Source organism: Paenibacillus foliorum (assembly GCF_013141765.1).
GTDB lineage: Bacteria > Bacillota > Bacilli > Paenibacillales > NBRC-103111 > Paenibacillus_S > Paenibacillus_S foliorum.
Window position 1 is genome coordinate 35,857 of sequence record NZ_WHOD01000082.1, and the last position, 15,565, is coordinate 51,421.

Genomic DNA, 15,565 nt, shown 5'->3' on the forward strand with positions numbered 1-15,565 from the left:
TTGCTAGAAGCTCTAATTAACTAAGCTTATTTATTAGGAGGATGGTTATGGCGGTTGAGATACAGCTAGCAAGTCAACAATTATTCGTTCAAGCATTTCAATATGCTCCAATTGGCATGACACTATTAGCATTGAATGGGTCCATCCTTAAAGTAAATCCTGCTGCTTGCGCAATGCTAGGATTTTCGGAGAATGAGCTGCTTCAAATGACTGTTTCAGATATTACCCATCCCCATGACGTGGCGGCGGATCTGGCATTCACGAACCAATTAATTGAGGGTTCCCTTGAATTGTACCAATCGGATAAACGTTTATTAAATAAACAGAACGATACTATATGGATAAAATCCACATTATCTTTAATTAAGGGAGAGCATGGAGACCCCTTATATCTTTTATCACAATTTATGGAGGCAAATGATCAAAAGCTGGATGAAGAAGAATATCAAGATGAAGGCTCTGAACGAATCCCAAAAGAGCGCAACTTACAGTACGATATTCAGCACCATAGCTCCTTATTTAATCACCATCCTGATTTGATCTACTCCATGGATTTAAATGGAAATCATGTCTTTGTTAATCAATCCTTTTTGAACACGATGAAATATACATACCAAGAAATCGTTGAAAATGCGATGAACTTTCGTGCCCTCACAGATCCCGAATGCCTTCCGCAGGTGGAATACCATTTCAATCAAGCGACAAAAGGGATTGCACAACGTTATGAAGCTGTAGCTATTAATAAAAATAACAACTATACAACTTTTGATGTGACCAATATCCCGATCATTGTTGACCAACAAGTCATAGGTGTCTATGGAATTGCAAGAGATATCACTTATCAAAAAGAACTGACAAAAAAGCTGGAAGAAACCCAACAATTATACCAGCTCTTTTCAGAAAATGTACAAGATATTATTTCATTTGCAACGCCTGACGGTATAACTCGATATGTTTCTCCCTCTATAAAAGCTTCACTTGGTTATGAGCCTGATGAATATGTAGGTAAAGTAGCGATAGAATTTTGGCATCCGGATGATGCAGCCCCGTTGGTCAATAATTGCCTGATGCAAAATTCAGATATTGATATCTTTATATGCCGAATTCGTCATAAGCAGGGTCACTATGTATGGTTTGAAACAACCGCCACAATCATACGGAATGAAGCAGGAGAAATCATAAACATACTAGCCGTTGGTAGGGACATCACTTCTCGTAAACAAGCGGAAAATGTGTTAAAAGCGGCAAAGGAGCAGCTGGAATCGTTTATTGATCATAATGTGGATCCCATTCTTATTATGAATTTAGAAGACAAAGCAGTCAGAATCAATCAAGCTTTTGAAACTATGTATGGTTGGACAGAGTGCGAGATCGTTGGACGGAATATAACGGATTTACCCATTATTCCATCCAACCTAAAGTGGGAGGTCACTCAAAATCTTGTCCGAATAAAATCCAATGAGACCTCCCAGGGGTACGAAACCGTCAGAAATAGAAGAGATGGCGTTGATCTAAAGGTTACTTTATCAAGCTTTTGTATTCGTGATGAAAATGGCAATATAAGTGGATGGGCCGTTATTATGAGAGATATCACCGACAAAAAGAAAGCTGAGGAATTAATGATACAATCCGAAAAGCTATCCATTGCCGGTCAGCTCGCAGCAGGTATCGCTCATGAAATTCGCAACCCGATCACCGCAATTAAAGGGTTTATTCAGCTTATGAAATCGGGAGTTTCCGAGAAAAAGATGTATTATGATATCATAACCTCCGAAATTGAGCGCATTGAAGTGATTTTAAATGAACTTTTAATACTGGCAAAGCCTCAGGTGGTTCAACTGGAACGTAAAGACATCCGTGTGCTGTTAGCCCAAGTGACTACCCTGTTAGAAACTCAGGCTATCATCAATAATGTCCAGATTATAACGGAATTCGATTCATCGATTCCCCATATTCAATGTGATGAAAATCAATTGAAGCAGGTGTGTATCAACTTTATTAAAAATGCGATTGAAGCCATGCCAAGCGGCGGAACTTTAGTTATTCAATTGACCAGTAAAGCAAACAATACCTTATTGCTTCGTTTCATAGATCAGGGATGTGGAATTCCCGCACATATCCTATACAAATTAGGGCAACCCTTTTACACGACTAAAGAAAATGGAACCGGCTTGGGCTTCATGGTTAGTAAACGGATTATTGAAAATCATCATGGTGAGGTTACTGTATTTAGTAAGGAAAATATAGGGACAACCATCGAAGTTAGCTTTCCAATTGTTCAGGATTAGAAATAGGCTGCAGCAGCTGCAGCCTATTTCTATTATTCTTCCTCAAACAGCCGTTCCCCCCGATATAATCGCCAAGCAATTTTTGCAGTGTGAGGAAGCTCCCTCGCAGTTGGTGCATGAGCCGCTAAATAACGGGTACAGGCAAGTAAAATGGTTTCCTTGGCATATTCAGCAAATGCATCGGAGCGTGTCTCCCAATGTCCGTATTCCGCTACAGCTGCTTCGTACATCTGGAACGTATGAAATTCAGCATCCTCCCGAAGCAAACAGTGGCCTAACGTATTGAGCAGTACTTCCGGGCTTCCCTTAGCGCGTAAGTATTCAGCAACCCAGCTGGCTGCTTCATTGACCTGCTGCCTCTGATCCAGCAGCCCCAGCAGCTCCTCCGGAGAGCCACCGCCACCTCTGCCGTCTGTCTCCTCCTTGTCACTGATCTTAGGCCTGTTCGCCCTAGGGACGTTTAGAAACCGGTCATGGTAAACCGCCATCGCTCCATAGAACAGCGCCCTGTTTAGCAGAGTCTCTTGAGAGCGATGCAGCCGCTCATGCACGGCATGGGCATAAGTAAATGTATGCAGCACCGCTACCCAGTCCCGGAAATCGTTTTGCGTATGGAACCGGACGATACGTTCCGCAGCGGCTACGGTAATAAGTCGGGCTAGACGTACAGGAGCTTCCCCTGCAACAATGAGCTCCACTATTCGTTCAACGGTCTCGATCGGACGATCACTTAATACAAGCTCTACAAATGCCTCCTCATCCAGAAGATCTTCTTGCTCGGAGATGTCCCGCTGCTTCTGCTTCTGAATCCGCTCAAATGCTTGTCTTAAAGGGCTAACTAAATCGACTGGCGCCTGCCAATGGTGCAATTCCTCGCTGCGGGCAGGATCACCAACTAACGGAACAAGCGAAGCCAGAATCCGTTCAACCGAGTCGGCTCCTGTATACTCCAAGGCCTCGAATGCCTTGTTGTGAAAGTCAAAGGTATGCCCGCCGTCCAAATAAAAATGATCGGTCACAGAAATAAGCATCATTTCTGCCAGCCTTTCTATTGGGACGCCGTTGGAGATTGCGGTCAGCAGTACTTTCTCTGCGCCCTGTGTATCCCGGACCTCAACGCAGCTTCTGTACCATTCCAGGAGTCGATCCGCATGAGCTCCTGCTGTTGGCATGGGACCGAGTAGATGGCGGGGAGCGCGTCCGGAGCTGGCTCTGGCAACGTGCACAAGACCATGATACAGGGCAAGAATCTGTCCCGGTTTGTCCAGCTTAGACAATACGCTGCGCATAGCGGTTAGAATCGTCAAGCCTGATCCCCATCCTGTACCTTGTGACGTGCCGAACTCAATCCCAATACGAACGATAGCATCCGCTGGTACACCTGATTCAACCAGTCCTACTACAGCCTTCGCTATTACAATTCCGATGTTCTGCTCCAGCCCTTCCTGCAGCCTGCGCTTTAGCTTCTCTATCGTATCGGTATTCCTTGACTTGGCATTAACCCAAACTTCATTCCCCTCAATCTTAATGTCGTACGCCGGAACATCATCCGCCCATGGATCCAATGTCCCCCCGCTGCAAACATCAAAGCGAGCATGATGCCAGTGACAGGTCAGAACCCCATTGCAAACGCTTCCCAAATGAAGCGGAAAACCAAGGTGAGGACAGCGGTTGTCCACAGCAGCCACCTTATCCTCATGATAAAAGACAGCTATTCCTCCTTTTATCACCTTGGAGCCGCTGGTTTTCAATTCTTCCAGCGTTCCCGCCAGCACCCATTCTGCCGAACTCATTCTACTCGCCACCTTCCAGAAACTTCCTCTTTAATTAGTATACACCTTTTACCAATTGTTCGACCACCTTAGTTGTATCCGTATAATAAGGCCTATATTCCAAACCCTTTACGAAAGACAGGTACTCGAGGGCAATGGGAATAATTTGAGTCTTGTATGCCTCCAATGGAACCAAGTAGGTGCCCAATATTCTAGGCTCTGCATGCTGTCTTTCCTCTATTTCCGTCAGCTCCAGCATTCCTTCATTCAGATGTCGGGCACGAAACGAAAATGCCCTGCACTCCGGGTCACCACAACCGCAACAGAAAAAAGGCATCCGAAAGCAGTCATCAGGCGATGCCCAACGATTCGGTTCTACATCCCGATATATACTGTACAGAAGAGCAGGCAGCCCCACATCCACACATAACGGCTCGTCTATGAGTACTTCCCCATCCACTTCAAGGTATACATCGGCATGAATAATTTGCAGGTCCTTATCCCATGACCAGCCTTTGCACTGTAAAGTAAACATAAGTCACAGCTCCTTTATTTCCCCTCTGGTTCCGTTCCGGTACAAACCATATCCTTCATTATAAGCATACTAAAATAGGATGTATAGCCGCCTTGCTTTTGTATTAAATAACTAAATTTTAATGGATTCATTTTCCATTTTTTCCTATGTGTATATTTCATCTTTTGACACATACTACCTAAGGAACGGAGGTGATAACTATGGCACAAGGACAATCCCGCAGCAGCAACGTTTTGGTTGTACCTCAGGCTTCCCAAGCTTTGGAGCAGCTCAAATACGAAGTAGCACAAGAATTGGGCATTCAAATTCCGCAAGATGGTTACTATGGCTTCATGGCAACTCGTGACACTGGTGCAATCGGTGGCCACATCACCCGTCGTCTTGTACAGATCGCAGAACAACAGCTTGCAGGCAAGTTTTCAAGATAATGATTGGCTTCCATACTTACACGAGGTGACTCCCCAGGGGTCGCCTTTTCCAATTGAAAAGCCCCGCCAACAAAAGCTGTCAGCGAGGCTTTACATCCATTTCTATCTGCTTCCACTTTCCCCATACAAGGAAGTAACCGAAAGAATCTCTATATCTGCCTCTTGGTCGATTGCTCGTATTAAATCATATAGCATCACTTCCTCTAATCTGTAAATCTCCAACCGAAGCGTTTGCACCGGCAATCCCTTGTTGCTCGATTTACTGCCAAGCAATACTGCCCTGCGACCTGTAACGCTTGTAATCGCTTCACTAATCTCAACAATCCGACAGCTGCTAACTCTTAGTATTCGGACTATAGATGAACGTTTAGAAAGTCGGCTCACACAATAAAGCGCAGTAGCCATTGCAATGACATAAGCTGCTACGGTACTCGTTTCCTGCATATGCTCCAGTACCGAGCCCCCATCGATTAGCTCAGTCTCATAGCTTGTTAAAGTAAACAGTGCCTGTTGGCCCAGTCCTACCCCATCCCAATCCCAAACATACTCTTTTAATGTTTTCATCCAACTCCTCCTCACCCACAAAGGAATAGAAGTCAAGTTCCGATTTACTTATTTGAGGCACATGATAGCGTCACTGTGTTTCAGCTTTTTTAGCCTTTTTACTGCCTATGGCCGATATTTTAAATAGAAAGTCCAAGACTGCATAAACGTGCTTATTTTCCTTTGTCAGCAGCGGTCCAAGCACAGCCAGAATAAGAACATACAGTGCTGCAAACGGCTGTATAACCGGCAGTAGATGCCCGGACTTAGCTAAATTAGCCATAATAATGGAAAATTCTCCTCGCGCAACAATTGTGAGACCAATATTTACCGAGGCCTTCGGAGAAAGGCCAGCCGAGTGACCCGCCCACATACCAGCGGCAAAATTTCCTGCAAGCGTCAGCAGCACAGCTCCCAGAGATAACCACACGGCTCCCCCAAGTGAGAATGGGTCAATCGTCAGCCCGAAGCTGAAAAAGAAGATCGCCCCAAAAAAATCACGGAACGGTAAAATCAAATGCTCAATTCGTTTCATATGCTCCGTTTCTGCAAGCACCAGCCCAACTAACAGCGCTCCAATCGCTTCTGCCACATGGATCGTTTCGGAGAAGCCCGCAACAATAAACAGTACAGCAAATATAACGAGTAGGAACAGCTCATTGGAGCGTATTTGCAAGAAACGATTGAGAAAAGGGACGGATTTACGCCCTACTACGAGAACTAGCAGCATAAATCCAAGCGCGATTAACGCTGAGAGAACAACCCCGCCAATCGAGGTAGAGCCACTGAGCACAAGCCCGGACACGATAGAAATATAAATGGCAAGAAATATATCCTCAAACATAATGATGCCCAGTATCATTTCGGTCTCAGGGTTTGCTGTTCGTTTTAAATCAACCAGCACTTTAGCCACTATCGCGCTCGATGAAATGGTCGTAATTCCCGCAACAATCAAAATTTCAAGCATCGGCAGCCCGACAAGCCAACCAAACAATAAGCCAAGCGTGAAATTGATCAGGATATAAATGGTTCCACCCAGAGCAATGGATTTTCCAGACTTGATAAGTCTCCCCACCGAAAACTCAAGCCCCAAATAAAATAATAAAAACAAAACCCCGATTCTTCCGAGAAACTCAATGACCTCAGCGCTTTCTATAAAACGCAAATCAAAATGCCACCAATTAATGGAATGAGGCCCTACTGCCATACCGACTAATATATAAAAGGGGATGACCGAGAAACGCAATTTAGCCGACAGTAATCCAGCAAGCGCAATAAGTCCGATCGCCAATCCTATTTCAAATACCATATAGTTCATACGTTCACCCACGTCCATTCATTAAAATATTTTTAAAATGCTTTTGCTGCCCCCTTTCTCCAGCTACTACTAGGGTAGACTCTGCAGTTATGACAATATCCGGTCCCGGATTTATAACTTTTTTTTGCTTCTCTACAATGGCAATTATCGTAGCGCCTGTGTTTTGACGAACGCGTAAATCGCCAATCGTTTGGCCTACGCATTTATACTCGGATTCCACCCGATACCATTCGATAATCAAATCATCCAACGCAACTTCAATAGTCTCTAGTGCCTTCGGTTTGTAGTTCATACCGCCAATAATACCGGCAACCAGCCGCGCCTCATCATCATCCAGAGTAACCAAAGAGATGCTATCCTCAGCGTTTTGATGATCAAAATGGTAGCATTCTCTTCTTCCATCATCATGGATAACAATTACTAACTTATCGCCTCCTCGCGTGGTCACCTGAAACTTTTTACCAATGCCCGGAAGCTCAATTTCCCGAATATTCATAGATATAAATCCTCCTAAAGGTTCTTCTGAACTATTTGAACTATATAATGCAGCTTCAAAAATTACTTATATTAAGCATGAGTAGGGGATGCCAAGCCAATAAGGCTAACCATTTATGCGCAGCACTAAATAGACCCTCACATCCATGTTTTTTTCAAAAAAACAAGATATAGGCAGCATAAATAAACCCTCATGTCCATTATTTTCGGTTTCAAACAAAGCATAGGCAGCATCAAATAAACCATTGGCTGCATGAAAATTTTCAGATGCAAACAGCTCAAACAGCATGTTCAAAAATGGACGTTATAAGCTTACTGAGGACTAGAAAAAACTACACGTTAAGTGAAGTGAATTTGATGGGGAGCAACAGCATACGAGTTAAACGACGGGCAATCTGGGGGCGAAACGAAGCGCGGGTTGTTGGCAATGCACGTAAAGATAAATGAAGTACAACGCATAACACAAATAATAAGGCGGGGACATAGGAGGCAAATCTTTTACTCTCAGAAACCGTGTTTTTCCGAACAACCAGGTTGGTATTGTACTCAATTCCTTGAGAAGAAGAGGTTCGAACGGTTTCGCCAGCATGAATTTCCAGACTAGGGGTTGGTGTGGTGAAAAGCATAAATACAGCAATCATAATAATAGAAAACAAACGATTGGACGACCTATGAAGAGATATCATTCAATTACACCTCCTTTCCTCGTGTTTTCAATGAAATTATACCATAAATCGTCGTTTTCGGCAAATTTCAAGACTTACATTAGGCAAAAATCACAGATAAAAATATGTAAAACACCCCTCCGCCAGTACCGTCAGCTTAACGCTTCCAAATACCAAGACGAAGAGGTGCTCTCTTTAAATGAATAAGGAATAAGTGCGGAATAATAAAAATTAAACCTTATTTTCTGTGATGATCTCTGTCTTTCCCTTTATCCGTGAAGATACTTGCCATGTTGTAATTTGACTCGAAGGCCACGCTTGTACACAGCTTGTCCTGCCGCTTGGCGAATTCGAACAGGATTTCACCATGACTCCAATTTTTGAGCTTCAAGGATTCCATAGCCGTCATTCTAAACGTCTGCAGCTCCGGGTCCGAAAGCCCCCTTTCCATTTTGTGCAACTGGCTTCCTTTACTCTCAAGTGGAAACGCCCTAACCCCGAACTTGCCAATAACATTGTTTCGGATTTGCACAAATACTGTTCCTGAGGTCAGTTGAGCCAGCTCCTCCTTTATTTCCCGGAATACAATCTCAAGCTGTCTGGCCAAAGGTACATTTTCTAATATCATTAACATCCTCCTACCTAGTTTTGAATTATATTTCCTACAGCCTCTAGGGCTGTAGCCCCATTATATGTAATATATTTACTATATTCAACAAAAATTTACAATATTCAGAAAACTTCCTAAATTTCAACATTTAGATACAAAAAGTGACACAAATAACCCCTGCCAGCATTAGCTGCAAGGGGCTCTAATCCTATAATGATCTTATTCAACGGTTATTTCTATTTCAGTTTTTAGTGTTATTTCGTCCTTATAAGCATGATTGAGAATATAACGAGCTTCAACGCCTATCTTGTAAGTACCTGAAGGTAAAGTGGTTGGGAATAAGCGTGTATCCTCGATCCTGTTATCAAAATTATGATAATCAAAGTTATATTGCTGCAGTAGCCACAGTGGAAAATTTTTTTTATGTTCAACGCCTGGCTTTAATACTGAAGGAAACACCGCAAAGGTCCTTCCCAGATCGCCCCGATTTCCTTTCTCATCCTTAATATAGAAGCTAGTAATTTGACCTGTATGTTCAATATCGAGATCCGAGTTGCCTTTATATCGCAGATTGGCCCAAATATTCATAAATTCATTCTTCTTGTAAGATGTTTTATCTGAAAAGAGAGACAGGGTGAAAATATCGTTTTCATTATTTGAATGCACATCTGATTTAACTTCTAATAGCGATGGAAATTGAACGTTAATCGTTTTGGCCGCTTCATCATACGCAACATAGGAGCCCATATTTTCTGCTAAAAAACGTGTCGGCACATAAGTATCTCCATCGATATTTAAAGTCTTATAATTGGATGGAAGCTTTCGTTCCGTGCCATTAAATGTGTACTTTACTGGGAATAAGATAGCTTTAATCGATTCAGAAGCATAAGCAATATTACAGATAGAGATAATTAAGCCGCAGCTTAGTCCGATAATAAACTTTTTCATCCAAAACCTCCATTGGGTAATCATGCGGGGACCACACTAATATTACCATAATTTGATTAAATTGTTATCCTCTTTCAATGACTAATAGTGCTCGTGATGAGCGATTACTGCAACGCATACATTTCTGTAATGACGCAAAACTAAAAAATCCTAGATCATCGATCTAGGATAAATTGTAAACTACAGTTCTATTGCACCATCTTATTCCCCATCATACTGCTCCGCATTGAATTCAATGATATTCCGGTCCGGATCGAGCACATAGATTTGCGGAAAGCCTGCTTTGGCAAACGGTCTGGCCTCATACGGAACACCTTGCCGGTCCAGCCAAGCAATCGCCTCTTTGTAGCTGCCAACCCGAATCGCGAAATGTCCATCACGTGTATTAATCTCACCTTGCCGCAGCGTTTCCCCTTCATGAACAATTAAATGCAGCTGCTGACCACCCTCGCCAACCGCATACCACGCTCCAGCAAAATCAAAGGGCGGACGCTCAATTTCGTTTAAGCCAAGCACTTTTGTATAAAAGGCTTTGGCACGCTCCAGATCCCGCACGGTCAAACTTACATGATGAATTCCTGAATAAGTAATCATAGTCCACATCTACTCCATTCGTTATTAGTTTTTTGCATCCAAAGTCCTATTGTGACTAAAAAGGTCGAAGCATGTTGAAGTATCGGGATTCGGACTATAGACCATGGTACTATTGGGTGATATAATGCTGACATAAGTAAGATTTTTACATACATTCCAAAAGGGGATATGCTGATGAATTTTCAAGCCTTGTCATTTAAAAAGAAGCTGCAATTCGGTTGTTACGCGATATTCGCTCTTTATTCTATCGCATTAATTATTATGATTACAAAATCTCCTGATCTTATGGTTTTAGGCATTATCTTCTTGGTGGTCATGATAGGACTTAGCTTTCCTTTTATCAGCTGGTTCGAGAGAGCGCTTACAGAACCGATAAGTAATATCTCCCGGATTGCATTAAACATTTCTAAAGGTGATTTTTCACAAAAGGTTATCGTTCAATCTGACGATGCATTAGGCGAGCTGGGTACATCCTTTAACAAAATGATGGACAAGCTTCGTGAGATTTTGCAGGATACAGGTACGATGTCGAAGCATGTTTTTGACTCAAGCCGAGATATTTTTTTCAAAAATGAAAATTTAAAGGTTGTTTTGGAGCAGGTTGCGGTTTCCTCTAATGAGCTCGCATCTGGTGCTAACCAAATTTCTGAGGAAATTTCAGATATCTCTATCGCAACCAAAGATATTGAACAGAAAGTAACAGGCCTAACGGCTTCAACACAGGAAATGAATTCACGATCCGGGCAGATGCTTTCTTTAGTAGAAAAAGGTATCCAATCCGTTGAAAATCAAGGAACTGGTATGAAACGTAACGTAGAAGCAACCTCTAACGTTTCACGGACAATTGATCAGCTCGCTTCCAAGGCTAATAATATTTCCCAAATTACACGATCCATTTCTGAAATTGCGGAGCAAACCAACCTGCTTTCACTTAATGCCTCTATTGAAGCGGCTCGGGCAGGGGAGCATGGAAAAGGTTTTGCCGTTGTAGCACAGGAAGTGCGTAAGCTGGCCGAGGAGTCCACAACCTCTACCAGAGAAGTGTTCGAACTGGTACGCAGCATCGAGGAAGGTATCCGCCAAGCACTGACGCATATCGCCGAGAACGAACAAATCGTTAACAGACAAACGATATTGATCTCTGAAACGGAGACTGTCTTTGCTGAAATCGTTAGCAGCGTCAAATTTATTTCAGAGCAGATAGCCTCATTTGCGAGCGAAAGCCAACAAATGCTGAACAGTGCCCAACAGATTTCCGGCACTATGGAAAGCATTTCCGCCATAACTGAGCAATCGGCCGCAGGGACTCAAGAGGTTTCAGCATCAATGAATGAGCAAATTCATGCTGTTCAAGACATTGTTGATCAATCGGAGCAAATGACTAAGCTGGTTACTAAGCTACAGCAGACTATGCAGCTCTTTAAATTGTAGAAATTTGTCCAGCTTTTGGAAGAAGTTCGCGCTGCCGCGGAAAGGGATGTACCTTCGGTCCCTATTGAAGCCGTGTTCCTCTGATTAGACTAGTTGGCTGGAACACGGGCTTCAAAATGGGACTCGTAAACTCTACGGTACAATCCCTTTCCGCTCTGCGCTCGCTTCTTCACAGGTAAGCCTGACAAATTTCCTCTCATTGGTAGAAAGAAGGCCGGGGGCTTGGTAGCCCCGGCTTCTTTTTTATTTAGGTCAAGAGCCTAGCCCATAGACCATTAACCCATAACCCTCATAAACCTTAAACCTTAAACCTTATACCTGAACCTGAACCTGAACCTGAACCTGAGACCTGAAACCTGAGACCTGAGACCTGAGACCGTAAACCTTAAACCCTACCTACTACTCCGTCAAACGAAGGAATTCTACGACATCTTCCACAGACAAGTCCATAGCACGCTGCCAGAAATCAGGCTGGCGAAGGTCAACTCCCAAATGCTTTTGAGCCAGCTCCTCTACAGTCATACGACCGGTATCACGAAGCAATGCGACGTATTTCTCTTCAAATGCGTTACCTTGACGCAACGCTTCTGCGTAAATCCCTGCGCTAAACATATAGCCAAATGTATACGGGAAGTTGTAAAATGGAACTTCAGTTATATAGAAGTGAAGCTTAGAAGCCCAGAAATGCGGGTGATATTCCGCTAGAGCATCGCAGTAGCCTTGCTTCTGCGCCTGCACCATCAGCTCATTCAACCGTTCCACACTGACTAGCCCTTTGCTGCGCTCCTCGTAAAACTGAGTTTCAAAAATAAATCTAGCATGAATGTTCATGTAGAAAGCTACAGACCTTTGAATCTTATCTTCCAGGAGTGTCAATCGTTCTTCCTCGCTGGAAGCCCCTTTCATGGCTGCATCAGAGACAACCAATTCGGCGAACGTAGAAGCCGTTTCCGCAACGTTCATGGCATAGTCCTGAGCTAGAGCAGGCAGGTCATTCATTACATGCTGGTGGTAGCCGTGACCCAGCTCATGCGCCAAGGTCGCCACATTGGAAGCCGTGCCGGCATAGGTCATAAAGATGCGCGTTTCCTCCGCAATCGGAAACGATGTGCAGAACCCGCCCGGCCTTTTACCTGGCCGGTCTTCGGCCTCGATCCAGCGCGACTCGAACGCTGCAACGGCGAAGTCCGCCAGCTTCGGACTGAAGCGGCGAAACTGCTCGACGATTAGCTGCGCGCCTTCGTCGTAGCTGAAATGCTTGCTCCCCTGTCCTACGGGAGCATCCACATCGTACCAGCTCAGCTGCTCGATTCCGAGCAATTTGGCTTTACGCTGCAGGTATTGCACGAAGATGTCCTTCCCTCGGTCGATCACGCCCCACATGGCGTCTAGTGTCTCCTTGGACATCCGATTAATCGCCAGCGGTTCCTTATGTATGCCTTCCCAGCCGCGGCGCTCATACAGCTTCAACCGGAAGCCTGCCAAATGGTTCAAAGCATCGGCGCAATAATCCGCGTGATCCGCCCATTTGTCCTCCCACAGCTTGAACAACTGCTGCCGGACGGCGCGATCTGGGCTATGCATCTTGTTCGCAGCCTGCCCAGCGGAAAGTTCAAGCGTCTTGCCGTTGTCCTCGAACAGAATACGGAACTTGCTGACCGTAGTGTTGTAGGCTTCGCCCCATCCATGATAGCCGTCGATGGCAAGCTCATTCGCTAGCGCTTCCTGCTCTGGTGGCAGCTTCTCTGCAGCCAAAGCTCGTCGTTCCTCGAGCGGGAAAGCAATTTCTTGCAGCTGTGGAGATTGCAGCAGCTCTTTCCATACATCATCGCTGATTTCAGTCAGCTGCTGATCGAACCTCGTCAAAGCCGAGGTATACGCTGCCGATAATGTTTTGACTCGGCCCGCCAAAATGACCGCTTGTTTGTCAGCCTGATTTTCAGCTGCTAAGCAAGCTACGAACGAGTCAGCTTCTCTGATCTTTTTGGCGATGGACTGCAGCAGCTCCAATACCGGTTGTAAATCCGCTGCCTTTAGGATTTGCTCTGCTTTCAACTCATGAAGCAGATCATTAAAGCTAGCTACATCCGTTCCAAGCTGCTCCAAAAATGCCCGAAACGCCTCCGAGGTGCTTCCACCCGGAAAAAATACAGATAAATCCCATGTTTGCTGCAATTGCTTCTGCATGTAAACATCGCACCTTTCGAAGAAATTATATACAATCTAATTAAACCATAAATTAAGTCACAGCCAAAATCCCAAATCCCCAAATTTTGGTTGTATTGTTACAGCCCATATGATTAAATGGTGACTATAGATCTATTGACAGGAGTTGACAGCAGCATGAAACCTTTACAGATCTCGCCTGAAACTGCACAAAAGCTAGCCAAGCAGTTAAATATCCCTTTGGAGCATTTGATGCATATGCCTCAACATATTTTATTACAAAAGTTAGCTGAGCTTGCCAAAAATACACCAGCTCCATCCGAGCAAGCAAACCATGATTCTAGCACGGATTCACCCAAGCAGGAGTCTTAATTTATGATTCCATTCGATTGTACTTGGCCTTATGAATTGATTCAGCAGGATGTATACGTGCACGAATGTCCTTTCTGTAATCAATCTAATGTTCTTCTCCCGCTGAAACGCAAAGATTTACCCGACATTAGCAGAGGCGCGAAGCGGCTGCTCGTATTTCCATGCTGCCACAATAAGATTACGCTTGTGGACGCTGATCCGGATTATTTACTTGCCAGTAAACCATTAAGAACCCGACGCTGAGAATCTTCAGCGATTGCCGGCTTTTATCAGGAGTGGAAACAGTCATGTACCTTATACCGTTTGCCAATGCCTGCGTCTTAATTGCACTCAGCTATATCGCATTGAAATTAAAAAACAGGCTGTTTATGGAGCGATACGAATCTGTTAGCGCTCCCCTCTTAACGGGCTTGGCATGCGTCATCATGATGCTCCAGCCCAACCCTAACTACGCATTGGCAACTGACTTATCTTTTGCTCCCATAATAATGGCGGGTTTACGCTTCGGATGGCTGATATCACTTCTGTCAGCCATTATTCCCTCCCTCTACATCTATGCGATACAAGAAACCTATGGGTGGATGCGTATTGCGCAGGATTTCATCATCCCTGCCATTATTAGCTCCATGTTCCACCGTAAGGAAAATGAATCCGGCTATGCAATCATTCCCTTTTGGGACGGAATCAAAATATGCACCCTTCTAGCGATTGTCCATATAGCCATTAGCGGGTTCATACAGCCAAATGTATTGTCTCCTTCCTTTTTCGGAACACATCTCATTATTCTTATGCTTTCAGCTTTAGCCGTAGTTATCTTAATTGTTATGTATAATGATGAGAATCGCACTTGGATGCTCCAACGCCGTTTAGAGCTCCAAGCCAATCAGGACGGTCTAACCGGTCTTCCCAACCTAAGAAGCTTTATGAATATTGCTAGCAACACTGTACGGTTCAGGCCGGTTACCATCATGATGGTCGATATTGACAACTTCAAGAAATATAATGATACCTTCGGACATCTTCAAGGGGACCTGCTGCTGCAAGAGATCGGACAGACCCTAAGGACTACCATTTACGAGCACGACTATGTAGCCCGTTATGGCGGTGAAGAGTTTATTATTATGAGTCAAATAACGGACTATTCGGAGTTAGAACACTATGCCGGAAAGCTATGCCACGCTGTGAAAGCATATCAATCCACTGGTTTGGAAGAAACAACTACGACGATATCCATCGGTATCTCCATCTCAGGGAGCAAGCATGACGAGCTTTTGCACATTATATCTGAGGCCGATGAAGCACTGTACTTCTCCAAAGGAAATGGAAAAAACCGCCACACCTTTTTTAGTGACATTTTGGCAACAGCAAAAAACACTTGATGCAGGATTCCATCGCCGGAA

Annotated in this window: 17 protein-coding genes; 6 read left to right on the forward strand and 11 right to left on the reverse strand. The window is 44.2% G+C overall.

Translation table 11 applies throughout. The annotated features are described in order from the left end of the window. The first annotated feature begins 47 nt into the window (after nucleotides 1-47). Entirely contained in the window at nucleotides 48-2,288 is a 2,241-nt protein-coding gene (locus tag GC093_RS21755; protein WP_171654013.1) for a PAS domain-containing sensor histidine kinase, read from the forward strand. A 32-nt stretch (nucleotides 2,289-2,320) separates the two neighbouring features. On the opposite strand, the gene GC093_RS21760 is transcribed toward GC093_RS21755, so the two are convergent. Next, complete coding sequence (locus GC093_RS21760) at nucleotides 2,321-4,081, reverse strand: Rieske (2Fe-2S) protein (protein ID WP_171654014.1); 1,761 nt, start codon at nucleotides 4,079-4,081, stop codon at nucleotides 2,321-2,323. A 34-nt stretch (nucleotides 4,082-4,115) separates the two neighbouring features. After that, complete coding sequence (locus GC093_RS21765; protein WP_171654015.1) at nucleotides 4,116-4,595, reverse strand: hypothetical protein; 480 nt, start codon at nucleotides 4,593-4,595, stop codon at nucleotides 4,116-4,118. A gap of 200 nt (nucleotides 4,596-4,795) precedes the next feature. On the opposite strand from GC093_RS21765, the gene GC093_RS21770 reads away from it, so the two are divergent. Then, nucleotides 4,796-5,023 carry an alpha/beta-type small acid-soluble spore protein gene (locus GC093_RS21770; RefSeq protein WP_133226880.1) on the forward strand — a complete coding sequence of 76 codons (228 nt, stop codon included), beginning with the start codon at nucleotides 4,796-4,798 and terminating at the stop codon, nucleotides 5,021-5,023. Nucleotides 5,024-5,125: 102 nt separating this feature from the next. Here GC093_RS21770 and GC093_RS21775 read toward each other — a convergent pair whose 3' ends face one another. The 8 genes from GC093_RS21775 to GC093_RS21810 all read right to left on the reverse strand — a co-directional run bounded on the left by GC093_RS21775 (nucleotide 5,126) and on the right by GC093_RS21810 (nucleotide 10,196). Beyond that, nucleotides 5,126-5,587, reverse strand: a complete 462-nt coding sequence (locus GC093_RS21775) for a hypothetical protein (RefSeq protein ID WP_171654016.1) — start codon at nucleotides 5,585-5,587, stop codon at nucleotides 5,126-5,128. A 70-nt stretch (nucleotides 5,588-5,657) separates the two neighbouring features. After that, nucleotides 5,658-6,884 (reverse strand): cation:proton antiporter, encoded by a 1,227-nt coding sequence (locus tag GC093_RS21780; RefSeq protein WP_171654124.1) that lies wholly within the window; start codon nucleotides 6,882-6,884, stop codon nucleotides 5,658-5,660. A gap of 4 nt (nucleotides 6,885-6,888) precedes the next feature. Beyond that, nucleotides 6,889-7,380, reverse strand: coding sequence for a cation:proton antiporter regulatory subunit (locus tag GC093_RS21785; RefSeq protein WP_171654017.1), 492 nt, complete (start codon nucleotides 7,378-7,380; stop codon nucleotides 6,889-6,891). Between the two features lie 105 nt (nucleotides 7,381-7,485). Further along, nucleotides 7,486-7,668, reverse strand: coding sequence for a hypothetical protein (locus tag GC093_RS21790; protein ID WP_171654018.1), 183 nt, complete (start codon nucleotides 7,666-7,668; stop codon nucleotides 7,486-7,488). A 43-nt stretch (nucleotides 7,669-7,711) separates the two neighbouring features. Continuing rightward, nucleotides 7,712-8,065, reverse strand: coding sequence for a hypothetical protein (locus tag GC093_RS21795; protein WP_171654019.1), 354 nt, complete (start codon nucleotides 8,063-8,065; stop codon nucleotides 7,712-7,714). A 217-nt stretch (nucleotides 8,066-8,282) separates the two neighbouring features. Further along, nucleotides 8,283-8,672 carry an O-methyltransferase gene (locus GC093_RS21800; protein WP_171654020.1) on the reverse strand — a complete coding sequence of 130 codons (390 nt, stop codon included), beginning with the start codon at nucleotides 8,670-8,672 and terminating at the stop codon, nucleotides 8,283-8,285. 201 nt (nucleotides 8,673-8,873) lie between these two features. Beyond that, nucleotides 8,874-9,602: a stalk domain-containing protein gene (locus GC093_RS21805; protein ID WP_171654021.1), complete on the reverse strand. Its 729-nt coding sequence runs from the start codon at nucleotides 9,600-9,602 to the stop codon at nucleotides 8,874-8,876. Between the two features lie 201 nt (nucleotides 9,603-9,803). Continuing rightward, nucleotides 9,804-10,196 (reverse strand): VOC family protein, encoded by a 393-nt coding sequence (locus GC093_RS21810; RefSeq protein WP_171654022.1) that lies wholly within the window; start codon nucleotides 10,194-10,196, stop codon nucleotides 9,804-9,806. Nucleotides 10,197-10,370: 174 nt separating this feature from the next. Here GC093_RS21810 and GC093_RS21815 point away from each other — a divergent pair, with 174 nt between their 5' ends. Beyond that, on the forward strand, nucleotides 10,371-11,627 hold the full coding sequence (locus GC093_RS21815; RefSeq protein ID WP_171654023.1) for a methyl-accepting chemotaxis protein: 1,257 nt from the start codon (nucleotides 10,371-10,373) through the stop codon (nucleotides 11,625-11,627). A 399-nt stretch (nucleotides 11,628-12,026) separates the two neighbouring features. On the opposite strand, the gene GC093_RS21820 is transcribed toward GC093_RS21815, so the two are convergent. Next, entirely contained in the window at nucleotides 12,027-13,814 is a 1,788-nt protein-coding gene (locus GC093_RS21820; RefSeq protein ID WP_171654024.1) for a M3 family oligoendopeptidase, read from the reverse strand. Between the two features lie 156 nt (nucleotides 13,815-13,970). Between GC093_RS21820 and GC093_RS21825 the strand changes: the two genes are divergently transcribed. The 3 genes from GC093_RS21825 to GC093_RS21835 are packed head-to-tail and all read left to right on the forward strand — an operon-like array spanning nucleotide 13,971 to nucleotide 15,544. Beyond that, complete coding sequence (locus GC093_RS21825; protein ID WP_171654025.1) at nucleotides 13,971-14,165, forward strand: YycC family protein; 195 nt, start codon at nucleotides 13,971-13,973, stop codon at nucleotides 14,163-14,165. A 3-nt stretch (nucleotides 14,166-14,168) separates the two neighbouring features. Beyond that, nucleotides 14,169-14,408: a hypothetical protein gene (locus GC093_RS21830; RefSeq protein ID WP_171654026.1), complete on the forward strand. Its 240-nt coding sequence runs from the start codon at nucleotides 14,169-14,171 to the stop codon at nucleotides 14,406-14,408. Nucleotides 14,409-14,452: 44 nt separating this feature from the next. Then, nucleotides 14,453-15,544 carry a GGDEF domain-containing protein gene (locus GC093_RS21835; RefSeq protein ID WP_171654027.1) on the forward strand — a complete coding sequence of 364 codons (1,092 nt, stop codon included), beginning with the start codon at nucleotides 14,453-14,455 and terminating at the stop codon, nucleotides 15,542-15,544. Nucleotides 15,545-15,565 lie beyond the last annotated feature (21 nt).